The sequence below is a fragment of the Candidatus Paracaedibacteraceae bacterium genome, assembly GCA_019636055.1.
Classification (GTDB): domain Bacteria; phylum Pseudomonadota; class Alphaproteobacteria; order Paracaedibacterales; family Paracaedibacteraceae; genus Paracaedibacter.
In genome coordinates this window covers 128,342-152,086 of record JAHBYH010000004.1, presented here as the reverse complement: position 1 = coordinate 152,086, position 23,745 = coordinate 128,342, and the positions used below count along the sequence as shown (strand labels likewise).

At 41.6% G+C, this 23,745-nt stretch carries 17 protein-coding genes; 11 read left to right on the top strand and 6 right to left on the bottom strand.

The annotated features are described in order from the left end of the window. Window positions 1-103: 103 nt before the first annotated feature. Window positions 104-1,576 (bottom strand): phosphoenolpyruvate carboxykinase (ATP), encoded by a 1,473-nt coding sequence (locus KF820_07950; protein MBX3458270.1) that lies wholly within the window; start codon window positions 1,574-1,576, stop codon window positions 104-106. A gap of 313 nt (window positions 1,577-1,889) precedes the next feature. Further along, entirely contained in the window at window positions 1,890-3,713 is a 1,824-nt protein-coding gene (locus KF820_07945; protein MBX3458269.1) for a hypothetical protein, read from the bottom strand. A 189-nt stretch (window positions 3,714-3,902) separates the two neighbouring features. Between KF820_07945 and mltG the strand changes: the two genes are divergently transcribed. After that, a complete protein-coding gene (gene mltG, locus KF820_07940) occupies window positions 3,903-4,862 on the top strand; it encodes an endolytic transglycosylase MltG (protein MBX3458268.1) in 960 nt (319 codons plus the stop codon). A 40-nt stretch (window positions 4,863-4,902) separates the two neighbouring features. Here the strand turns inward: mltG and KF820_07935 are convergent, their stop codons facing one another. The 4 genes from KF820_07935 to KF820_07920 all read right to left on the bottom strand — a co-directional run bounded on the left by KF820_07935 (window position 4,903) and on the right by KF820_07920 (window position 6,906). Then, window positions 4,903-5,169, bottom strand: coding sequence for a hypothetical protein (locus KF820_07935; GenBank protein ID MBX3458267.1), 267 nt, complete (start codon window positions 5,167-5,169; stop codon window positions 4,903-4,905). Next, window positions 5,153-5,329 (bottom strand): zinc-finger domain-containing protein, encoded by a 177-nt coding sequence (locus KF820_07930; GenBank protein ID MBX3458266.1) that lies wholly within the window; start codon window positions 5,327-5,329, stop codon window positions 5,153-5,155. Before KF820_07930 ends, KF820_07935 begins: the two co-directional genes overlap by 17 nt. Window positions 5,330-5,395: 66 nt before the next feature. Then, a complete protein-coding gene (locus KF820_07925; protein MBX3458265.1) occupies window positions 5,396-6,223 on the bottom strand; it encodes a phosphatidylcholine/phosphatidylserine synthase in 828 nt (275 codons plus the stop codon). Between the two features lie 2 nt (window positions 6,224-6,225). After that, the gene (locus tag KF820_07920) at window positions 6,226-6,906 is read right to left on the bottom strand and encodes a phosphatidylserine decarboxylase (protein MBX3458264.1); all 681 of its coding nucleotides are present in this window, start codon (window positions 6,904-6,906) and stop codon (window positions 6,226-6,228) included. A 595-nt stretch (window positions 6,907-7,501) separates the two neighbouring features. Between KF820_07920 and KF820_07915 the strand changes: the two genes are divergently transcribed. From KF820_07915 to KF820_07870, 10 genes are all read left to right on the top strand, one after another. After that, window positions 7,502-9,625 (top strand): hypothetical protein, encoded by a 2,124-nt coding sequence (locus KF820_07915; protein MBX3458263.1) that lies wholly within the window; start codon window positions 7,502-7,504, stop codon window positions 9,623-9,625. Between the two features lie 111 nt (window positions 9,626-9,736). Further along, complete coding sequence (locus tag KF820_07910; GenBank protein MBX3458262.1) at window positions 9,737-12,397, top strand: valine--tRNA ligase; 2,661 nt, start codon at window positions 9,737-9,739, stop codon at window positions 12,395-12,397. Between the two features lie 12 nt (window positions 12,398-12,409). Then, window positions 12,410-14,317, top strand: coding sequence for a 1-deoxy-D-xylulose-5-phosphate synthase (gene dxs / locus KF820_07905; GenBank protein ID MBX3458261.1), 1,908 nt, complete (start codon window positions 12,410-12,412; stop codon window positions 14,315-14,317). A gap of 18 nt (window positions 14,318-14,335) precedes the next feature. Continuing rightward, on the top strand, window positions 14,336-14,635 hold the full coding sequence (locus KF820_07900; protein MBX3458260.1) for a YggT family protein: 300 nt from the start codon (window positions 14,336-14,338) through the stop codon (window positions 14,633-14,635). Window positions 14,636-14,720: 85 nt separating this feature from the next. After that, a complete protein-coding gene (locus KF820_07895) occupies window positions 14,721-15,242 on the top strand; it encodes a hypothetical protein (protein ID MBX3458259.1) in 522 nt (173 codons plus the stop codon). 280 nt (window positions 15,243-15,522) lie between these two features. After that, window positions 15,523-16,179 carry a hypothetical protein gene (locus KF820_07890; protein MBX3458258.1) on the top strand — a complete coding sequence of 219 codons (657 nt, stop codon included), beginning with the start codon at window positions 15,523-15,525 and terminating at the stop codon, window positions 16,177-16,179. A 106-nt stretch (window positions 16,180-16,285) separates the two neighbouring features. Continuing rightward, window positions 16,286-17,437, top strand: a complete 1,152-nt coding sequence (locus KF820_07885) for an efflux RND transporter periplasmic adaptor subunit (GenBank protein MBX3458257.1) — start codon at window positions 16,286-16,288, stop codon at window positions 17,435-17,437. An 8-nt stretch (window positions 17,438-17,445) separates the two neighbouring features. Continuing rightward, window positions 17,446-20,499, top strand: a complete 3,054-nt coding sequence (locus tag KF820_07880; protein MBX3458256.1) for an efflux RND transporter permease subunit — start codon at window positions 17,446-17,448, stop codon at window positions 20,497-20,499. A 125-nt stretch (window positions 20,500-20,624) separates the two neighbouring features. Next, window positions 20,625-22,307, top strand: coding sequence for a methionine--tRNA ligase (gene metG / locus KF820_07875; GenBank protein ID MBX3458255.1), 1,683 nt, complete (start codon window positions 20,625-20,627; stop codon window positions 22,305-22,307). 100 nt (window positions 22,308-22,407) lie between these two features. Continuing rightward, complete coding sequence (locus tag KF820_07870) at window positions 22,408-23,733, top strand: hypothetical protein (GenBank protein MBX3458254.1); 1,326 nt, start codon at window positions 22,408-22,410, stop codon at window positions 23,731-23,733. Window positions 23,734-23,745 lie beyond the last annotated feature (12 nt).

Sequence of the window (23,745 nt, the reverse complement as noted above, 5' to 3'; positions counted from 1 at the left end):
GCATTTTGTGGAACATTGGTTTTGCACACCTACTATATGTAGGCTTGCTTAGCCTCGTCCTTGAATCCATCCGCAAGGCTATTTCTGAGAATAGGTATAACGATTAACCTTTATGGTGCATAAAAAGGTCTAAAAGCTTATCCGCAGCTTCTTGGTATTTTTCTGTATTCCATACAAGCCTTGGATTCAGGGTCGATGAAGAAATATCCCCTAACGCTGTTGGTATATCCAGATTAAATGGCTGAAGTTTTTCATAATGACAGTTACGAATCTCACCGCTGGTAATTGCTGAGATAATACGACGTGTTACTTTTAATGGAAAACGTTCCCCCCCTTCTCCGTAAGAACCACCGCCCCAGCCTGTATTCACAAGATAAACCTCTGCCCCTGTCTCCTTTAGGCGTTTGACCAATAATGCAGCATATTCTTGCGGTGGGCGCGCAAAAAATGGCGCTCCAAAACAAGCAGAAAACGTTGTTTTGATTCCCTTGCCTGCCCCAAACTCTGTACTTCCTACTAAGGCTGTATACCCCGTCAAAAAATAGTCAATAACCTGATCATGATTAAGCCGCGCAACAGGTGGCAATACACCAAATAAGTCACACGTCAAAAATACAACACTATTGGGATGTCCATGCACAAGTTCAGTTGCTCGTCCCGGAATAAAATCTAACGGGTAAACAACGCGCGTGTTCTCCGTTATCGAAGCATCATCATAATCAGGCACACCATTGGCATCCAAGACAACATTTTCCATGATTGATCCCTGACGAATCGCATCCCAGATCAGCGGCTCACCTTCCTTAGACAACCGAATGCACTTAGCATAACACCCACCCTCAAAATTAAAGATGCCATCCGATGACCAGCCATGCTCATCATCGCCAATCAGTTGCCGGTCAGGATCCGCCGACAACGTTGTTTTGCCTGTTCCAGATAAACCAAAGAACAGTGTTGTCTTGCCATCAGCGCCTTTATTAGCCGCACAATGCATCGGCAAAACGTCTTGATCCGGCAAAAGAAAGTTCAAGACAGAGAACATGGCTTTTTTCATCTCGCCTGCATAATGAGTCCCACAAATAAGGACGCGCTTGTGGGTAAAATCAAGAACCACAGCAGCATGGCCATTCAAGCCGTATTTACTGGCATCAGGTGTATAATAAGTAGCATTGATTAGGTGCCATTCGGTTTTTGCCAATGGTACTTCCGGAACAATAAACAGATCCTGACAAAATAATGTATGCCAAGCAAAGTTACATTGAACATGAACCGTTGTGTGATAACTGGGGTGCGACCCCACCTGCAATCGATCTTCATAGATTGGATGAGCATAAAGAGAACTATGCGCCTCTTGCCAGATTTGCTCAAAAGTTTCAGGCGAAATCTCTTGATTCATCCCACCCCAAGCAACCTTTGATTCCGTCACTGAGTCTCGAACAATATATTTGTCTTTAGGAGATCGCCCTGTACGCTGCCCCGTCAGAACACGAAGCGCCCCATTTGAGGCTAATACACCCTCATTATTCTCTAAAGCTCTAGCAAATAAATCCTGAGAACTGATCACTTGTGGCTGCATATTGGCCTCTCCCATACAGAATATACCAATAGGATAGCAAACCCTACAAACAAGACAACAGAGATTTTTAAATTATCTACACTCATCTTAGTTGAAGGTGAAAGATAGCAGACTCTCTCTGCGAAGGGCAACCAGAAAATTGAGACCAAAGATACGCAGGTATAGTCGTTTGAGTTGATTTCCCGACAAGGAATCAGGAGCGACGTATACACCTAGCACACGAGCAACGCAGTGAGATAGTCGGGGAGTCAAATGGAATGACTAGAGAATTCCGTATCTTTAGCTAAGTTGAGTATAAATGGTTTTACCACGCTTAGCTCATATCAAAAATAAATCGGCCTGTCTCAGGATCACGTTTAATATATCCACGATATAGATTCCATTTATTAAACGTTACGAGCGACTTACGAGCAGTTTTTTCAGCTTTTGTCACATACTCCAGGCTATCTCTCAAGTTTGCTAATAGACTATCTTGATCTGGCTGAGGATACTGTGATCTATAAACAAGGTTAATCTCAATCTGAGGAGGGTCAAATACTGCTCCCACATAACTATAATTAATAAAACGAATTATTCCCGTTTCCTTTAAGAATTCCGCATACCTCGTGATATTAGAACCACCTATAGTGAGTTGTTTAAACTGTATTGCATCCAAAGAAATCCCAAAGTTTGAACTCTGTTCAGAAATTTCTTTTGGAAAAAGAATCAAGACATCTTCAGGTTTCGCGAAACAATCAACCAGAGTTATGGTATTTATGGTTCTAGAACGCATCTTAACAATATTTTTCCAATCTTCTTTCGACAATTGAACACCATTTATATTGATCTCTCTGATAATTGATTGTTTCTCACGCAGAGCAACCAAAATTGATGAAATAAACTCAGGAGTATAATGATCATCTGATGTAATATTTAATTGTCCATTAAAATTCTTAACATAGGTCACAACCTCCTGAGATGGAGCAAACTTCAGTCCCTGAGTTGCTAAGTCACCCAAGCGAATAACATCCCAATAGAGAGCCAATTCTGAGCGATGCAATGGATCTGCCCCCAAAGTCACATTTTCCTTAACTTTAATACTAGTATCAGGCCCCCCAAAATAGCGATAATAAAGGTCATAAGTTAAATGATCTAACCAATCATCCGACGCATTTTCTGGTTTTTTCAACTTATAAGTCTGCCCTTCAGATTCGCCTAGAGACAGGTCCAAAACTTTTTGGTTATTATATTTTAGAACCACTCTTTCTGTGCGCCCATTTGTTTTTGATGCAGAAGTTAAATCCCTTGAAGGAATAATATGCAAAACTTCCCCTTGCGCCGGAACAGGTCCCAGTGCCTCGAGACGCATTGCAATTTCATCTTTCTTGTTCTTTAACCACTCCAATATGTCATAGTGACCATACAGATTCTCAAGCTCTTTAAAATTAATCGTTCTAATCTTATTTAATAAGGTCGTCAGAGTTTTACGCACTTCATCTCGATTCTTAGCAGTGACTTGTTGGTTTAGAGCTGATTCCACAGTGGACATACCCTGTTTCGCAAGCTCCCGTGCTTTCATGAACATATCAAAGGATGGCGATGCCTTCACATCAACAGTGATGTATTGACGGAACGCTGGCCAACTAACGACTTGAGCACCTACCTTATAACCACGATCATCTCTAAAACCAGGAATATCAACATAGAATTGCGCCTTATCTGCGTCCCATTTGATATTAGAGTCATCTGTCTCTGGCAGACGATAGTCCGGATTTTGCAAAAGCTGAATAATCACATTCTGATATCTATTCTGAAATGCCGTAGCTCCCAACAATCTAACAAATAAATCTTTAGGTATTCCCTGACCAAAAGAATCCGCTAATTTCACAACAACTACTGAATCATCCCGTAATGTCTTTACAGCCTCAGGTTGAAATTTGGGGAAAGAATTACCATTTTCCACAAAAAATGTCTTCAAGAAACCTGAGAATGTGTTCAGCCCAAGCTCACCTTCGAACGGATGAATAACCCAATTATTTTGCTGCGCTTGCTGATGCGAGGCTGATGACGCCCCCGCCGGATCCATTGCATTCAGCGAGGTTATTGCCGTGGACGACAACAAGGTTATGAACAGGATTGATTTGATTTTGTTCTGCATGAACATGCTTCTTCATCTTGAATATTTGGTATGACTATATATCAAATTCATTAATTTTTGGTAAATAAATCATCACTCTTACTCACCTCAAAAATGAATTAAACCAAATATTCCGTGCATTTTGCTAGAGTGATCCTTATATTTAATGAACATGAGCAGAAAAATTATCACAGATATAAGGAAGTTTGTATGTTCAAGAAACTTGTAATTGTTTTGTTTTTTATTCTTTCTACAGCTATGGGCTGGCTCTTTTATGGCCCAGGCGGCGTCTATACTCAAGTGACCCATGAAAAAGACGAAGCTGTTATCATTGAAAAAGGGATGGGGATGGATGATGTTGCCGAGCTCCTTCTGTCAAAAAAACTGATCAGCAATCGCTACGCATTTTATTTAGCTGCAGCTCTTGATCGACAATGGGGCAAACTTAAGGCCGGTGAATTTTTAATTCCTAACCACGCGCGCCCTACAGAAATTGTTCGTATTTTATGCTGTGGTAAAGTTATTGTTCACAAAATTACCTTTCCTGAAGGCTCAACAGCCCACGAGATTATAGATACAATCAATAAAATAGACCTTTTGAAGGGCGAAATACTCCACGTTCCAGCCGAAGGGTTCATGCTTCCAGATACATATACGTATGTCTATGGTGATACAAAACAAAGTCTCGTCAATCGCATGGAAGCAGCAATGATTCTAGTTTTAGCTGAAACTTGGAACAAACGCAAAACCGACGTGCCCTATGAAAACTCCTTAGAGGCACTCACAATGGCCTCGATTGTTGAAAAAGAAACAGGGCGTAAAGACGAACGTAAACGCATTGCCGGTGTTTTTACGAATCGTCTGAAAAGGGGCATGCGTTTACAAGCTGACCCGACTGTTATTTACGGAATCACCCTTGGCAAAAGCAAACTCGGACGTAAAATTACAAAGAACGATTTAAAATCAGAAACGATTTATAATACGTATTTGATCGAAGGATTACCACCCCGCCCTATTTGTTGCCCCGGCAAAGCAGCCATTGAAGCTGCCCTGCAACCCATGACAACCAAAGATCTATTCTTTGTCGCCAATGGTGCAGGTGGACATAATTTTAGCTCATCCCTAGGGCAACACAATACTTTCGTTAATCAGTACCGCGCTGCGGCTTAAAGGAAAACTCACCCCCCACAAGGGGAGAGGTGAAATTGCCTTAATTATGCTCTTCGCTCCAACCAAAAGATAAATATTGCTCCCTATCATCAGGTTCCTCAGCCGGCGCAACACAGCAACAAAAACATGAAAGGATGGACAAGCAGAGATCGTCACAAATAAAACCAACAGGTGAATAGGATACTCTTGTCACATCAGGTGTAGACTTAAGCAAATAGGATTGTTCACTTACAACATCCTGAGAAAATGAGAATGCACTAGTCAACATAATAATTGGCAGATATGTCACCCTAATGATGATCGTCACCAGTCCCCTCATAGATAAAAAGCCGACTGCAATAAGGACACTCAACCTTCCCCTCTTTCCCGACGTTCAGATAGACACTGGGGTGCCCCAGACCATCAGCAGATCCATTGCCATCACAGTTAACAACTTTTGTATCAACGTACCGAATATCTTCTGTCATATAATCCCCCTATAAATGACATCTCATACTAAATCCTAAAAACAAGCACTACACTCGCTGTCGCAGTTATTTATCATGATTGGCAGACGAACTAATCTTTGTAAAAACTCGATAGCTAATCGGAATACTTAGAACATAAGCGAACATGACAACGGACAAAGTAATCCATGGTGTTGTAAATAAGGCACCAGCTAGGAATGTTAAACCGACTAAAACAAGGGGGAAGAACTTACGATCAATATTAACTTTCTTAAAAGAAAACATTGGAACGACGCTGATCGCTAAAGACCCGACAAAAAACAGAACAATAGCATTCAACCAAGCAGAGGACCACAATGACCAATCAGAAAATTCAATACTTAACATGGTCGGGATCAAAGCCAATATAGCAGACGCTGGTGCCGGGCATCCCATAAAGAAATTCTCAGATCCAGAAGCTTCACGACCTTCGATACTAATGGTATTAAAACGAGCCAGACGCAATCCCAAACACACGGCAAAGTACAAGGTAAATAACCACCCTGCTCCTTGCCATTCATGGAGAGATCGAAGGTAAATAACAATAGCCGGACTAACACCAAAGCTAATAAAATCAGATAACGAATCTAACTCTGCTCCAAATCGGCTTGTTGCATTCAACATGCGTGCAATACGCCCATCCATTGCATCGAATAACGCTGCCAGAAAGATTGCACCAACGGCAAATTCCCAACGTGATTGCAAAGCAAATCTGACCGCACTTAAGCCCATACACAATGCCATAACCGTTGTCATGTTTGGCAGGAACATAATCAAGTTAACATTAGACATCCGATCACGCGTTGCCCGAATCCGTTCGGGCAGCTTTCGTCTTAAGTTTTCAATACGTGCTGGTTTCTTTTTGCGATCAGTCATTCTTAGCTTTGAACTCCTTCACGAGCTGTTTCTTTAGATTGCATATCAGCCATAACAGTTTCACCACCAATCATGCGTTGACCAACACAGACCAACGGTACGACCCCCTTTGGCAAGTAAACATCAACGCGGCTACCGAAACGAATAAGGCCATAAAGCTCACCAATTGACATGGAGCGCCCCTCTGATGTCTGACATAGGATACGACGGGCAATTAGGCCTGCAATCTGTGTGCAAGCAATCTTAACCTTACCATTATTGATCACGATTGTCTGACGTTCATTGTCTTCGCTGGCTTTATCCAACGAAGCATTCAAGAACTTACCGGGGTGGTAAATAATTTTTTCAATGGATCCAGCAATTGGAGTACGCTGAACGTGAACATCAAAAACATTCAAGAAGATACTAACCCGAGTAAGTTTGTCTTCACCCAAACCATAATCTTTTGGCGGGACCACATCCGTAATTAAGCTGACCATACCATCCGCAGGAGAAACGATTAACCCCTCACGAGTCGGCGTTACGCGCTCTGGCATACGAAAGAAATAAACACACCACGCGGTTAGAATAAAACCAATGACACCAAGCGTATGAGACAAGGCATACAACAGCATTGAAATAATAAAGAAAATAAGAACAAACTTAACGCCATCCTTATGAATGGGAGCAAAAACTGAGGCCATGAACTATTCCTGTTATATATTAAATGTAATTACATATAAATTGCCCGATTTTGATAAAAATAGCAAGTAGGGGAAGATTCTATATCTTTATGATGAAGAACTGACTGCTCTCAAACACACCCTCATTAAGTGTTCAGATTTATCCGGAGAGACAACCTTTAACACTAAATCCTCGGGCTTTTTTCCAGTCAGCGTAAGACTCGCAACATCGCTTAAGGAAAAAAGATAAAAGCGCTAACATATTTCGTCTCATCAAAACTACGATAGACTTATGCTAACATAATCCCAACCGTTTACAACTTTTCAAAAATACGGCCTCCTGAGTGTGGGCAAAAAAATTCGAGTTTTCATAAATATTTAATGAATTTGCTGTATTCTTTTATTGAGCGTCAGTTCGACATAAGAGACATCAGGCACGCCCGTCATCCTCGGCTAGCAAAGCTAGGGTTTCACCAGAAAGCCATAGCTTTGATTGATCGGGGATCCAGCATTTTCTAATATAACCTGGATCCCCGATCAAGAAATTCTTAGCGTTTTCTGGTGAAAACTTAGATTTTCTAATCGAGGATGACGGAGTCTATCCAAGGAATAATTTATGCCAAAACTTATCTTATCACTTTTGACCATGATCTCTCTTGTCTTTGCGACTGACATGAGCCTATCCCAACACGCACAAGTGATGGGGGAGATAAAGTCACGCGCTCAAAAAGATAAAGATCAGCGATTACCAGAAATTGGCCAAATAACAGCAACTGAATATTTCTTGAGCCACATTCTGGCACCCGGATACGAAAACACAATCCCCGGAATGGTCGCTGCGTTCTTTGACAAGTACCCTGACGCCACAATAACTGACTTTGAAAAGCATCAGTTCGCACGAATGATGGAGGCAGAACGAACCTTTAACGGTTGGTACGTGTTCTATCACGCGGCTGTTGGTGAAATTGGATTGTTTTACGATGTGATCAGTGAGTACCGGGCCCGCCTTGCCATGCATCACAGTGATGATGTGACTGTCCTGCGAGCCCTGGACAATAAGTTTAAAGACATTCCAAGCGTGACTGAGTTTATGAAAAAGTTTGAGATTATACAAGAAAAGGCAGAAACTGAGGCGAGCGATCACGGTAAAATAGACGGCACAAAATACTCTGAACTGGGCTTATCCGTAAATCCATTCTTATTCGGGAATCTTGATGATGAAGGAGAATCTAGCTACATGTTTTTTAGCAAAAATAAATCAGTAAACCCCCCTCACATAGAATCTGCATTAAACGAATTTTTGGATAAAATTGGCCTGAACCTAACTTGGGCTGATTTTGAACATCTAACACAATCCTATCAGATTAACAGCGCTCGAATGTTCCAGTTTTTTATTGCACCAGACATTCTTGATGAGGTTGGATATGCCTCTGGCTCATATGGTCGCAAGTTTGATTATGAATTTAATGGTAAAATAACTCATTCGATAAAAGATCTATTGACTACCCTAAGAAACAAACAATCACAACCAGTTAATCTAGATCTCAAATTCTTACAAGCACGTCTTTTTCTAAAACCAGAAATTTTCCATGACCCTAGCAAAGTTAAGGTTCTTCAATATCAGTACAACCCTATCCCCGCAAGTACAATGAAGAAATATAAAGAAGAACTAAGAAAGATGATCGACAAGGATTTAGATCAATGGCTTTCCAAACAGATTAGTATAGATGGACTATTAGCAGGAAACGGGCCTAACAACCTTCAACGTCTCCATGGATATATTAACGGAGGGGATTCTAAATTAAGAAGTCAGGACAATTTTCTTGCTCAAGATCTCTACAACCTTTTGGATACAGATAAAATTGATGAGGCTATCGAATTTGTTAAAAACCACCCAGAGATTGACTATAAGAAACCAAGAACATTGGATCCTTACATTGAAGCACAAAGTTTAGCCCAAAAGGTTGCTCTGCTCCCCCCCTTATCAGACAAGAAATTTGAACTTATTCGTCTAATGGATAAAGATTTTGACCAGAACAATGCATGGTTTTGGGAAACGGTATTATCATCTGAACAAGGAACGAACTCTGAAGCAGAAAAACTTCTCGATATGTATACAAGCAGCAAAATAAAACTAATGCACAATGGAATTGATGAGCCCTTGTACCTTTTTGGGTTAAGTATTCCTGATGAAAAAAAACGAGCTTATTTTTTTGTAGCTCTCATTAATTACGGGAATTTGATCCCCAAAGAATTTAACAAGGCCGTTTTTGACGATATTATATTAATCAAAGGTGCTACATACCCATCCTACAAACTATTTTCCCAGAATGGTGGACTTAAAGATGACGATGGACAACCAATTGAACCCTACTCATACGGACTAAAAATCCAAGATGATTCTATTAAAAGTCTTTTTTTGGATGCGTTACTTACAGAACTTGAACCCATACCTGATGGATTAAACAAACAAGTGCTAGATGCTGCAGTTAAGGGGGCTTTTGGCTTTGGTACACTCAATTTATTAAATACTATTAAGGATACTGACGGCAAGCCAATTGAACCCTATCAATATGCACTCGGTATTTCAGACATAAAAAATCGGAGTAGTTATCTAGTTGCACTTGTAAAAGCTAAAATTCCAGTACCCCAATCATTGCGACAGGAGGTTATTAATACCCTCAGGCAGAATAAACGGCAAAGAATAGCGCAACAATTAATCGATGAGGGAACCTCCTAATACATTCATGGGACTAACAATCTCTCAAACGCCAACCGTTTACAAATTTTTAAAAATACGGTAGGGTTCAATAATATGTTTCTTGAATACTTTAAATAATAAGATTGCACCATGATTGACAAGACCTTTAATCCACAAGACGTTGAACCAAAACTCTATGAAACATGGGAAAAATCCGGCCGATTTTCTTGCAACCCAACTTCTGATAAACCAACATATACAATCATGATGCCGCCACCGAATGTGACGGGCAGCCTTCACGTGGGCCATGCCTTAACCTATACACTTCAAGATGTCTTGATTCGGTTTAAACGCATGTGTGGTTATGATGTTTTGTGGCAACCTGGTACAGACCATGCAGGTATTGCAACTCAAATGGTTGTGGAACGCAATCTCGAAAAAGAAGGAATCACACGCCATGATTTGGGCCGTGACGACTTTATTAAAAAGATTTGGGAATGGAAAGAATATTCAGGTGGTGAGATCGTTCGTCAACAACGCCGATTAGGGATCTCTCCGGATTGGGCGCGTCAACGCTTTACCATGGATGAAGATTTATGCGAAGCTGTTCGCAAAGTTTTCGTTCAACTTTATAAAGATGGACTGATTTACCGCGACAAACGATTGGTCAACTGGGACCCGAAATTCCAGACAGCAGTTTCTGACCTTGAGGTTATCCCCCAAGATACCAAAGGGAATATGTACCATGTTCGCTATCCGATCGTTGGATCTTCTGAAACAATCACGATCGCGACAACACGTCCTGAGACAATGCTGGGCGATACAGCTGTGGCCGTTCACCCAGAGGATGAGCGCTATACAGACCTCATTGGCAAAATGATTAAACTGCCTCTAACCGGGCGAGAAATTCCAATCGTTGCCGATGAGTATTGCGACCCAGAAAAAGGAACAGGTGCCGTTAAAATTACCCCTGCTCACGATTTCAATGACTTTGAAGTTGGCCGTCGCCATAATTTGCCGTTGATCAATATTATGGATACCCGCGCACACTTGAACGATAGCGTGCCAGAGAAATATCGCGGTCTTAGTGTTGCCACAGCTCGCAAAGCGATTATTGCGGATCTTGAAGAACTCGAAATCCTTGAGAAAATTGAACCGGTCATGCACGCTGTTCCTTTTGGCGAAAGATCGGGCGTAGAAATTCAACCGATGTTGACCGATCAATGGTTCTTGGATGCCCATAAGCTTGCACAACCTGCCCTAGAAGCCGTGCGTTCCGGTAAAACTCAATTTGTTCCAGAATTCTGGAATGCGACATACTTTGACTGGCTCGAGAATATCCAACCGTGGTGTATTTCTCGCCAGATTTGGTGGGGCCATCAAGTGCCGGCGTGGTTTGCCGAGGATGGGACAATCTTTGTAGCGGAAACCGAAGCAGAAGCCTATGCCGAAGCCAGATCCAAACTTGGCGCAGATGTTAAGTTGACCCGTGATACAGACGTTCTAGACACCTGGTTTTCCTCAGCCCTATGGCCATTCTCAACACTCGGCTGGCCGCAAGATGAAACGCTCCTCAAGCGCTATTATCCAACCGACGTTTTGGATACGGGCTTTGACATCATCTTTTTCTGGGTTGCTCGGATGATGATGATGGGGCTCTATTTTATCGGCGACGTTCCCTTTAAAACAGTCTATATCCATGCTCTTGTTCGCGATGAAAAAGGGGCAAAAATGTCAAAGTCTAAGGGCAACGTTATTGATCCCCTGACTTTGATCGACAAGTTTGGAACCGACGCCTTGCGCTTTACCCTATCCAGCTTAGCTGTTCCGGGTCGTGACCTAAAACTTGGTGAATCCCGTGTCGAAGGTGGCCGTAACTTTATGACAAAAATCTGGAATGCCGCTCGGTTCATGGAAATGAACAATTGTACGCGCCAAGCTGACTTTGTCCCGACAACGACAAAACTTATAGTCAATAGTTGGATCATTAGCGAAGTTGCTGAACTGGCAAGCCGCGTCTATAAATCTATCGAAACCTATCGCTTTGATGATGCAGCCAATGATTTATATCGTTTCCTTTGGGGAACATTCTGTGACTTTTACCTTGAATTCCTCAAGCCAATCTTTGCGAATGTGGATGATGCGGATGCCCTAGCCGAAGCGCGTACAACAGCAAGCTGGGTTTTAGGCGAATTCTTAAGAATTGCTAACCCAATTATGCCGTTTATCACCGAAAAACTATGGGAAGATTTTGGCGACGGTAAGATGTTACTGGAATCAGAATGGCCAACCTATGGCCGCGCACAAACTGACAGTCAATACGTAGACCGCGAAGCTGTTGAGGAAATGCAATGGCTGGTTAATCTAGTGACAGAGCTGCGTTCACGCCGAAGTGAATTCAATGTGCCACCAAGTGCACCAACCCCATTGAGTTTCTTTGAAGTCACGCAAAAGGTTGAAGATCGCATTCGTCGTCACGAAGTCATTCTTAAGAAACTTGGGAAGATTTCTGAGCTAACAATCACATCGGCGACCCCAACCTTACAAAAGGGAGAAGTTCAGTTTATCGTGGGCGAAACAACTATTGTCCTGCCACTGGCAGGCAGCATCGACATCGAAGCTGAAATGGCTCGCCTTGCAAAAGAGATTGAAGCACAGGCTAAGGAAATTTCAACCCTTGAAACTCGTCTCGGGAATGCCGATTTTATCTCTAAGGCAAAATCAGAAATTATTGATGAGTTTAAAGAACGTCTGGCAACGGCTCAGCAAACAAAGTTAAAAGTTGAACAAGCGCTAAGTCGTTTAGCATAAAGGATACCAACCGTGAACACCACACCGTTACTTGATCGCGTACAAATTCCCCGTGATATGAAATCATTGGATCGCACTCAGTTGAAAGAACTTGCATCCGACGTGCGCCATGAGACGGTCTCTGTTGTCTCAAAAACAGGGGGCCATTTGGGCGCAAGCCTTGGTGTGGTTGAGCTGACGGTTGCGCTTCATTATGTATTCGACACGCCAAAAGATAAAATTATTTGGGATGTAGGCCACCAAGCCTACCCGCATAAAATTCTGACAGGTCGCCGAGCAGACATGCCAATGTTACGTCAAAAAGACGGCCCTTCTGGCTTTACAAAACGCTCAGAGAGCGAATACGATCCCTTTGGGGCAGCTCACGCTGGGACATCCATATCAGCAGCCCTCGGCTTTGCAATAGCACGCGACTTAAACCAAGGTAACAATAACGTTATTGCCGTCATTGGTGATGGGTCCATGAGCTCTGGCATGGCCTATGAAGCGCTTAACAATGCAGGCGCTATGAAAAGCCGCCTGATTGTGATCTTAAACGATAATGATATGTCAATTGCACCACCCGTTGGTGCCATGAGCAATTACTTTTCAAAACTGATCTCATCCCGTCCCTATCAGTCCTTCAGGTCAATAGCAAAGGAAGCTGCTAGTTATCTACCGAAACCACTAGAGACCGCAGCCCGTCGCGTTGAAGAATATGCGCGTGGCATGGTTACTGGCGGCACGTGGTTTGAAGAAATGGGCTTTTTTTATGTCGGTCCAATTGACGGCCATGACCTCGACCAACTTATTCCCGTTCTGGAAAATATCCGTGATCGTAAGGAAAATGGTCCTGTCTTAATTCATGTTGTCACAAAGAAGGGGCACGGGTATGCGCCGGCTGAATCTGCAGATGATAAGTATCACGGCGTTGTCAAATTTGATGTTGATACAGGAAAACAACACAAAACAGCAGCGTCGACACCAAGTTATACAAAAGTCTTTGCAGACGCGTTAATTGAAACAGCCCGTCAAGATGATAAGGTGGTGGCTATCACTGCAGCCATGCCATCAGGTACAGGCCTTGACCTGTTCGCTAAAGAATTCCCTGACCGTTGTTTTGATGTTGGCATCGCCGAGCAACACGCAGTCACCTTTGCAGCAGGCCTTGCATGTGATGGGTTAAAACCTTTTGCCGCCATTTATTCCACATTCCTGCAACGTGGGTATGATCAGGTTGTCCATGATGTCATGTTACAAAAATTGCCTGTTCGTTTTGCCATGGATCGCGCTGGTTTTGTTGGTGCCGATGGGGCAACCCATGCGGGCTGTTATGATCTGGCCTTTTTAGGATGTCTGCCTCACATGGTCATTATGGCACCAAGCGACGAACTTGAACTCAAGCATGCAGTTGCAACCAGCCATGCGATTGATGATGCCCCTTCTGCCTTCCGTTATCCACGGGGTAATGGACTGGGATTAGATCTGACTCAGCCTGCTGAAATCTTACAAATTGGCAAAGGACGTATTATTCGCGAAGGATCTAAAGTTGCAATTCTATCTTTAGGATGCCGTCTTGAGGATAGCTTGAAGGCCGCCGTTCATCTTAAGGAACTCGGCATCACAGCCACTGTTGCTGATGCTCGTTTTGCCAAACCTGTTGATGAAGAGTTAGTCTGTCAGCTAGCAAAAAATCACGAAGTCTTATTAACGATTGAGGCTGGATCCATTGGTGGTTTTGCAGCGCAAGTAACCGACATTTTGGCGAAAAACTGGCTTTTTGATAAGGGATTAAAGTTCCGACCGATGTATATGCCAGATCAACTACTTGACCACGATGCGCCAGCAAGTCAATATAAGGATGCAGGATTATCATTTGAAGCTATCGTTTCAACTATACTGATAGCATTGGATCGCGAAAAACTGATGCTTGTAAGTTAATAGCAATGAGAGGAAAACATGGACGTTATTATTTTACCCATTCTTTACATCATCAATGTTGTTCTCAATCTTTATTGGTGGGCTGTTGTCATCTATGTGATCATTAGTTGGCTTGAAGCATTTGACGTTATCAACCGGTATAGCCCGGCTGTCTATAATATCAACTCGTTTCTGTTTCGCGTCGTTGAGCCGGTCTTAAACCCAATTCGTCGCGCCCTTCCTTCCATGGGAGGTATTGACTTATCCCCGCTAGCTTTAATCTTAGGAATCTCATTTTTCCAAATGATGATTGGTCGCTTAATGTTAAAATTCGTGTAGGGATACGATCTCAAAAATATTGACTTACCTATAAGTTCCACCCACAATACAACCTTAGAAGATAAACAAATCTAAGGTTAGTTTTATGAAAAATACATTAATTCTACTGTCTGTTGCAGCAATTGCACTTTCAGGATGCGCTAGTCCAGCAAAAACTGAAAACATGACTATCCAGAAAAATCAAATCGTTAACGTAGCCTCTAATTCTAAATTTTACAACAGCATTAGCCATGTTGTAGTTGATGGAGGAAAAGATACAAACCCATTATGGACATCGCAGGTATCTTCTGAAAGTTTTGAATCTGCACTCATCGAATCTTTGAGACAAGCAAATCTATGGTCCTATACGAAAAAATATAGCTTGCAGACCAATCTGATATCTTTGAAACAACCTATCGTTGGTTTCAATATGACAGTGAGCGCATCTGTTGACTATAAAATTAAAGACGAGACAACAGGTACAGTCATTTTTGATGAAAAAATTGATTCGGCTTATACAGCAACAGTTGGCGATGCTTTTGCTGGTTTCGAAAGACTTCGTATTGCTAATGAAGGCGCTATTCGAAATAACATTGAGCTCTTCTTAAAGAAACTCTCAGAGAAGTAAAAACTTAAAGACTTATAAAAAACCCGGGACTTCCCGGGTTTCTTGCATTTATAATCTATGGCTAGCAAAGTTAAGATTTTATTAGAAAGCCCTAGCTTTGATTGTTCGGATATCCAGTTTATTGACGATTCCATAGATTCCCGATCAAGAAATTCTGATGACCTTCTTTGAAAACCGAGAACGTTTATCCGCAGCATATAAATTATCTCATTTTCCTTATCATCGAATTTAACTATTTTCATCAGTAGAATGCCTATTCAGTATAAGAAGGAAGGAAGAGATGAAAATACCCTTAATCTTAGTGGCAATATCGATGAGTCAGGCAGTAGCAATTCCATCAGTCAACACTACACCAAGGACGCTTACTTCTGAACGCATTACACTCGACATCACCCCTGAAATGGCTTATACAATGATTGAATTATGGAAAAAAATTCAATTAGATATAGAGGAGGCAAGAAAGAAAATATCTGAAAAAAAGAAAGAAGCATCCAGCCTACGAAATATTATTACCAATATATCAAAGACCGATCATGAGTATAAAAAGCATTGGGATGAGGTGCGAAAAAATTTCAAGACCAATAAATCGCTACGAACTACAGAAGATCCTTCTTCTCTACCTCAACAAAAAACGTTAAAAGTCCAAACTATTCAACCTTCTGCTTTACCATTTAGATTAGATATTAACCAAGATCTGACAAAGTTACCTGATTTAAAACTAGCATTCCTAAAAAGAGATGTTTCTCAGGCACTTAACAACGAAGATAAATCATTAAAAAACGCACAACAGCAAGGAAAAAATATCGATATCCAACTTAAAAAACATCTGGAATACATTGATTTTTACGACAGAATTATCAGTGAAATAGATAGCAGAAAATCTGTCATCAACGAAGGAAAGAAACAAAGTAATGAACTTATTACCATAGATGAATAATGTGATGAAAGCTTTATCGTTCTTTAGTTAAAATAATCTGTTTTCCTATATTACAAAGTAGTAATTTTTGCTATGATAGAGGAAATTCCGCATAGAGGTAAAAATAATGCCTTTTCCCCTTGAAAAAGAAACCGTATCTCTCATTCGACGTGCAGTGCGTTACTTTAAGCTTTTTAAAACTCCAATCATTTGGTTCTGTATCATAATTGGTTTGGCTATTGGCTATAAATTAGTCCCTGTTGTTATTCTGTCAAATATGAAACCACCAGCGGCAGCTGTTTCTGCAATCCCGGCTCTCGAAGAAGAATGGGCCGATGAATTACGCGCCATCGGGACAATCACGGCAACAAAAGCAATAACAATTGCCCCGGAAGTTAATGGAACAGTCACAGGCATTCATTTTGAATCCGGCACCCCTATCAAAGATGGTGATAAAATTATTTCGCTGAATGATTCAGCAGAGCGTGCCGACCTTGATCGTTACTTGGCTCAGCTTGAAATTACAAAACTGACACTAGAGAGATCTAAAAAACTATCAACACAAAAAGTAGAGTCAAAGGCCGATTTTGACCAAAAAAAGGCCAATATGGATCAGGCTCAAGCTTTCGTTGATCAAGCAAAAGCAACTATTGCTAAGAAAAATATCACCGCTCCTTTTTCCGGGATACTCGGTATCCGCAAAGTTAATCTTGGGGACTATTTGCAAGCAGGAACCCCAGTCGTGACATTAACAAATGATGATCATCTGTTTGTTAACTTTACGATAGCCGAAAGATTTGCAGATAAGATAAAGACAGGGCAAACAATCTATTTCACTGTTGATGCCATGGGAAATCAAGAATTTGAAGGGAATATCACATCCATTGACCCACAAATTTCACAAGACATTCGTAATGTCTCAATTCAGGCAACAGCAGAAAATAAAGAAGGAAAACTCAAAAGTGGGATGTTTGGAACAATTCGCGTTGTCTTATCCGATAAAAAACCAACAATTACCGTGCCCGAAACAGCAATAGAATATGGTCTTTATGGTAGTTCTGTTTATATTGTTGATCAAACAGATCCAAATAATATGGTCGTTAAGAAAAGTTTCATTAAGACAGGGGCTAACCGAAAAGGACGCGTTGCAGTTTTATCAGGTCTTGCTAAAGATGATCTTGTCGTCACTGCAGGACAATTAAAACTAAATAATGGTGCTGCCGTTAATTTGAGTGATGACCCGGTACCAGCCATCCCTGAGACGACACCAAAACCATAGGACAAACCATGCGATTTACTGATATTTTTATTAAGCGCCCCGTCTTGGCCGGTGTCATAAGCACCCTTATCTTTTTAATTGGATTGAAATCCATTGCAGAAATGCAAGTTCGACAATATCCAGAGTTGACAAACACCGTTATTACCATAACAACAGCTTACCCCGGAGCAACCGCCGATTTAATGCAAGGTTTTGTGACAGACCCGGTACAAAAGTCTGTCGCAGCAGCAGAAGGTGTTGATTATGTCACGTCAGTTAGTCGACAAGGGGTGAGTGTAGTTAGTGCCTACATGCGCCTGAACTTCCCACCGGATACAGCCTTAACCGAGGTCTCGGCTAAAGTTCAAGAAATTATCAGCTCGATCCCTCGTGAAGTTGAGTCTCCGGTCATTAAGAAAACAACAGGTGAAACATACTCCCTGCTATATGCCAGTTTTTCCAGCCCGGATATGACCAATGAACAAATAACCGATTATATTAACAGACAAATTCAACCGCGCTTAGCAACTGTGTTTGGAGTTTCAGAAGTACAGATTCTCGGTGGTCAAACTTTTGCTATGCGCATTTGGTTAGACCCGCAAAAACTGGCTGCGAATAAAATTTCCAGCACGGAAGTCATGACTGCCCTACAACAGAATAATTATCAATCTGCCCCCGGCCAAACCAAAGGGTATTTTATCGTCAAAAATGTCGATGCAAACACAGGATTAACAACAGCAGACGAATTTAAGAAGATTATTTTACGGTCAAGTGGTTCAGCTGTCTTACGCCTTCAAGATATTGCCGAAATCGAACTTGCATCCCAAAGTTATGACTCTGTTGTCAAAATGAACGGTGAAAAATCTGTCTTTATCGGCGTTAAAACAACGCCCACAGCCAATCCACTGACTGTCGTCAAAGAAGTTCGGAAAACACTAACGGATTTTTCAGTGAATTTCCCGCCATCATTAAAACTCGATATCGCCTATGATGCGACGAAATTCATCCAAGCATCCATCGATGAAGTCGTAAAAACCCTCCTTGAAGCAAGCTTAATTGTTATTCTTGTTATATTTTTATTCCTTGGCAATATGCGAGCTGTCTTTATCCCGATTATTACGATCCCTCTTTCTATTGTTGGGGTATCAACATTCCTTTTGATGCTTGGGTTTAGTATCAACATTTTAACATTATTAGCTATGGTTTTAGCGATTGGCCTTGTGGTCGATGATGCTATTGTTGTTGTAGAAAACGTGTTTCGTCACCTGCAAGAAGGAAAATCCTCATTTGAAGCAGCCTTAATTGGAACACGTGAGATTGCCGTCCCTGTTATCTCAATGACCATTACCCTTGTAGCTGTCTATACGCCCATCGCGTTTATGGGGGGATTGACAGGAACTCTGTTCCGTGAGTTTGCCTTGACGCTAGCAGGTTCTGTCATCATTTCAGGAATAGTTGCACTCACTCTGTCCCCCATGATGTGTAGTAAGATCCTGAATAAGGAATCGATGAACACGAAGTTTGCTCATAAAGTCGAAACCTATTTCGACAATATAGCCAAAGCCTATGAACAACGGCTAACCAAAATTATTGCTAACCGAAAGTTTATTGTCTTTAGCTTTGGAGTCATTATGATTTTGACGATGCTATTCATCCCGCATATCTCAAAGGAGCTGGCTCCTGAAGAAGATCAGGGGATTGTCATGATGGCAACAAAAGGTCCACAATATGCCAACATTGATTTTATGAGTTTTTATGCGGATCAAGCAATCTCTAAATTACAAGACTATCCGGAAAAAGAGCTTATCTTTTCTATTGCGGGTATGGATACAGTTAACTCAGGATTCAGCGGGTTAATTGTAAAACCTTGGAGTGAACGGGAGCGTTCTACCCATAAACTCCAACAAGAAATCCAAAATGATCTGGGGACATTAACCGGTGTTCGTGGATTCGTCTTCCAACCGGCCCCTCTGCCAGGGAACTCTGGCGGGATGCCTGTTCAGTTTGTGGTTACAAGCCTAAGTGACTATACGATGATTTATAAACTCGTCGAAGACATGAAAATAGCTGCCCTCAAAAGCGGTTTATTTATTGTCACAGACAGTGATTTATCCTATGACAACCCCGCTATAAAACTAACAATTGACCGAGACAAAGCCAACGACCTTGGGATTAATATGCAAACCTTAGGGACAACATTGGCTATCTATATGGGGGGAAATTATGTTAACCGCTTTAATTTATTAGGGCGCAGTTATCAAGTCATTCCACAAACGCCGAGAAGTGAACGACTATCCGCAGACAGTCTGATGGATTTTTATGTCCCCACAAGATCTGGCCAACAAATTCCCCTATCAACCATTGCAACAACAAAAACTATTGTTGAACCCAACCAGTTAACTCAATTTAACCAGATAAATTCAGCAACGTTCCAAGCTGTTCCGATGCCTTGGGTTAAATTAGGTGATGCGATCACTTTTCTTGAAGATTATGCAAAGAAAAACTTCCCCCAAGGAGTTACCTACGACTTCTTGAGCCAATCCAGACAATATATCCAAGAAGGTAATGCGCTCATGCAAACGTTCTTGTTTGCCTTAATCATTATCTTCCTTGTTTTGGCGGCTCAGTTTGAAAGTCTGCGCGACCCATTCATTGTAATGTTAAGTGTACCTATGTCGATTTTTGGCGCAGTCTTGATTCTTTTTATCGGCTTTAGCACTATGAATATATACTCACAGATCGGTCTTGTCACCCTGATTGGTTTGATCACAAAACATGGCATTCTGATTGTTGAATTCGCCAATCAAATCCGTGAAGAAGAAGAATTATCAAAACGCGAAGCGGTTATTAAATCAGCGATGATTCGATTGCGCCCAATTTTAATGACAACAGCCGCGATGGTCGTTGGCCTTGTACCGTTAATTATGGCAAGCGGTGCCGGTTCTGCCAGCCGATTCAGCATCGGTATTACCATTGTCGCCGGCATGTTAATCGGTACATTTTTTACCATCTTTGTTGTTCCGACCTTTTATGTTTTGATCTCTGCAGATAAACGAGTTCTCCCACCTGAAGTCAATGCGTAGGGGGATTTCCTTCGCAGGAGAGAGGTAATTCACGCAAAGCCAATGTTCTGCAAAATTCCCCTACCGATCGGTTGTCTGATCTGCTATATTTCTAAGCAAACACTTGAACTATATAGACTGAAAATATGACAAAAAAACATCTTATTACCAGTGCCCTCCCCTATATTAACGGTATCAAACATCTTGGAAACCTGGTTGGATCCATGCTTCCCGGCGATGTTTATGCCCGTTATTTAAGGCAACATGGCGAGGATGTTTTGTATATTTGTGGGACAGATGAACATGGAACACCCGCAGAAATTGCCGCCGAGGCCGCTGGTAAATCCGTTCAGGATTATTGTGCCCAAATGTTTGAGGTTCAAAAGGATATCTATAAGCGGTTTGGGATTTCTTTTGATTATTTCGGACGATCATCCTCTCCGTCTAATCACAAACTCACCCAAGATCTATTCTTGGAAATGCAAAAGAATGGATATATTGAAGAGCGTGAAATTCAACAATATTATTCTCATGCTGATCATCGCTTTTTACCTGACCGCTATGTTGAGGGAACCTGCCCGAGTTGTGGTTATACAAAAGCCAGAGGTGATCAATGTGACGGGTGCGGCCGCTTGTTGGAACCCACAGATTTGAAAGATCCCTACTCTGCAATTTCCGGCAGTAAAGACATTGAGCTCAAATCAACAAAACATATCTTCTTACTTCTTGATAAACTGAATGCTCCGTTAGAAGCTTGGGTTGCAGAGCGTCCTGAATGGCCCGACGGCGTCAAAGGAATTGCAAAAAAATGGCTCAAAGAAGGCCTGCAACCCCGTTGTATTACCCGCGATCTAAAATGGGGTGTTCCTGTCCCTCTAGAAGGATACGACGAAAAAGTATTTTATGTTTGGTTTGATGCACCCAACGGTTATATCAGCATCACCCAAGACTGGGCTACGGCCATTGGCCAACCTGATGCGTGGCAAGATTGGTGGAAAAACCCAGACAAAGTTCATTACGTTCAGTTTATGGCCAAAGACAACGTCCCGTTCCACAGCATCTTTTGGCCAGCCATGCTGATGGCAACCCAACAAAACTGGAAACAAGTGGATTACATTAAAGGCGTTAACTGGCTCAATTATGATAAGGGGAAGTTCTCTACCAGCCAAAAGCGTGGTATTTTCACAGATGCAGCCTTAGATCTGTACCCGGCTGATTACTGGCGGTATTACCTGATGGCGAACTGCCCGGAAAGCGATGACGCAGACTTTACTTTTAGTCACTTTGCTGCCATCATTAACAAAGATCTCGCGGATATTTTGGGGAACTTTGCAAATCGAAGCTTCTCTCTTATCCATAAATATTTCGATGGTAAAGTTCCAACAACTCTAGACAATCACCTCGATCAAGATTTAATGGCAAAACTCAAACATCTGGTCGGAGAATACGAATCCGCCCATAAAGAGATGCGTTTCCGACAAGCAATGGGGCACCTGCGCGCTATCTGGGTTGTTGCCAACGAATACATTACCGTCAATGAACCTTGGAAAACAGCAAAGGATAATCTAGAGGCTGCAGGCGTTTGCTTAACCCATTGTGTTTACTTATTGCGCCTGTTTGCTATTCTAGGGCACCCTGTCATGCCGACATTGTCTCAACAGATCCTGGGGCTATTGAACGATACGACAGATTTATCCAGTACCCCGTTCAATGCAGGCTTAGATTTTACAGGATACGTTGCTGGTCATGCGCTGGCTGAACCAATGCGCCTGATTGAAAAGATTGATGAGGCAAAAGTGGAAGAACTCACCGCACAGTATGCGGGGTGAGTTCGCCTCCCCTCCCTCTAAATTAACTTGCCAAAATATGTTGAATAATTGAGTAAAATATTAAATCATTTGTATACTACTCTAAAAATCAAGATATACCATGAAATTCATTTTTAACTCTTACCTTCTTACCGAAATTCTTTTTGCTGCACAGCAACCTACGATCCCTTATAAAAATGATCTCAGCATGGTGATTTCATCCGAAGGAGATTTCGAGGGATATAATATCGACCAGCAAATTAATAGAATATTGCAATTATTTCCTCCACGAGGCCTGATCATTGGCCGCGGCAATGCCCAAGGCATGGCTGATCCATCCGAGCCATTTAATAATGTCAGATACAATTGGTCCTATTTAGATCCCTACGCTATTGCACATAATCTTCAAAATCCAGATCCCTATTTAATCATGGACTTTGCGGCTCGAAGTCCAGTCGCCCTCAAAATATTCAATCAGCTAGAATCATGTTTTGATTTAATTGTTATCGACAGGAAAACAGTTCAATTCTTTGCGCACATAAATGAAATAATATACCAATGCCTTGGGCTCCTGAGTCCAAATGGACAGCTTGTAGTGCCAATTGAGGATAATATGTCTGCTGATGTGCTGACCAACCCTGAGTTTAGCTCACTTATTAATGTTGAATATCTTGAAACTATCTGGCCTTTTAAAGGACAAAATGCACCCAGAAACTATGGATTAGATATGTCAAACATCCAGAAATCAGTCGGCTATGCAATAATAAGTTTCAAAAGCCTTAAACCATCAAGAATAATTGAGAAAAAACTTAATGAAATTTTCAGAACAAACAAAGGTTATATCCCAAAACTTTTGAAGATTTTTTTTATGGTAAACAATGGCACACTAAGTGAGCCCAATCTCTCGCACAGCCATGAATTTTTTGGTTCTATGGCGCAAATATACTCCGCAAATAACGTTGATGAATTACAAGATGTCATCCAAATACAGGTCAGAAACCAAGAGAACTTAAGCGACCTAGAACTTGGTTTTATGAATTTGATAATTGGTGAGAAATTACGAAGTTTTGGGGAGTTAAATGCAGCAAAAGATTACTATACAAGAGCCGCAGAAAAAAAACAAACATGGTCAGTTTACCGGTTAAAAAACGATCCAAATGTTGACTCTAGCCTGGACACACTCTTTGGCATACTTAGTTCTGAACGACTGTCTGTTATAGTCAATGATAATTTAATGGATAGCGATCATTCTCTCAAAGATATTTTAGTCAAATATGCATTTCCTGGCATTGCCCCTCTTCAAAGAAGCATTCCAGCCGTTGCAAGTATGACAATTTCAATCTTACAGAGCAAATTACCTGAGTTTAGAAGTCAATCAATATCAACTCTCGGGAATGCAACGAATCATATAAACAAACTTTTGCAAATGGACAAAACAGAAAACTAACAAAGTCATTGC

What these genes read in the sequence shown, in the direction of transcription:
- KF820_07950 (MBX3458270.1), bottom strand. Translation starts at nt 1,576, where the DNA reads ATGCAGCCACAAGTGATCAGTTCTCAGGATTTATTTGCTAGAGCTTTA.
- KF820_07945 (MBX3458269.1), bottom strand. Translation starts at nt 3,713, where the DNA reads ATGCAGAACAAAATCAAATCAATCCTGTTCATAACCTTGTTGTCGTCC.
- mltG (MBX3458268.1), top strand. Translation starts at nt 3,903, where the DNA reads ATGTTCAAGAAACTTGTAATTGTTTTGTTTTTTATTCTTTCTACAGCT.
- KF820_07930 (MBX3458266.1), bottom strand. Translation starts at nt 5,329, where the DNA reads ATGACAGAAGATATTCGGTACGTTGATACAAAAGTTGTTAACTGTGAT.
- KF820_07925 (MBX3458265.1), bottom strand. Translation starts at nt 6,223, where the DNA reads ATGACTGATCGCAAAAAGAAACCAGCACGTATTGAAAACTTAAGACGA.
- KF820_07920 (MBX3458264.1), bottom strand. Translation starts at nt 6,906, where the DNA reads ATGGCCTCAGTTTTTGCTCCCATTCATAAGGATGGCGTTAAGTTTGTT.
- KF820_07915 (MBX3458263.1), top strand. Translation starts at nt 7,502, where the DNA reads ATGCCAAAACTTATCTTATCACTTTTGACCATGATCTCTCTTGTCTTT.
- KF820_07910 (MBX3458262.1), top strand. Translation starts at nt 9,737, where the DNA reads ATGATTGACAAGACCTTTAATCCACAAGACGTTGAACCAAAACTCTAT.
- KF820_07900 (MBX3458260.1), top strand. Translation starts at nt 14,336, where the DNA reads ATGGACGTTATTATTTTACCCATTCTTTACATCATCAATGTTGTTCTC.
- KF820_07895 (MBX3458259.1), top strand. Translation starts at nt 14,721, where the DNA reads ATGAAAAATACATTAATTCTACTGTCTGTTGCAGCAATTGCACTTTCA.
- KF820_07890 (MBX3458258.1), top strand. Translation starts at nt 15,523, where the DNA reads ATGAAAATACCCTTAATCTTAGTGGCAATATCGATGAGTCAGGCAGTA.
- KF820_07885 (MBX3458257.1), top strand. Translation starts at nt 16,286, where the DNA reads ATGCCTTTTCCCCTTGAAAAAGAAACCGTATCTCTCATTCGACGTGCA.
- KF820_07880 (MBX3458256.1), top strand. Translation starts at nt 17,446, where the DNA reads ATGCGATTTACTGATATTTTTATTAAGCGCCCCGTCTTGGCCGGTGTC.
- metG (MBX3458255.1), top strand. Translation starts at nt 20,625, where the DNA reads ATGACAAAAAAACATCTTATTACCAGTGCCCTCCCCTATATTAACGGT.
- KF820_07870 (MBX3458254.1), top strand. Translation starts at nt 22,408, where the DNA reads ATGAAATTCATTTTTAACTCTTACCTTCTTACCGAAATTCTTTTTGCT.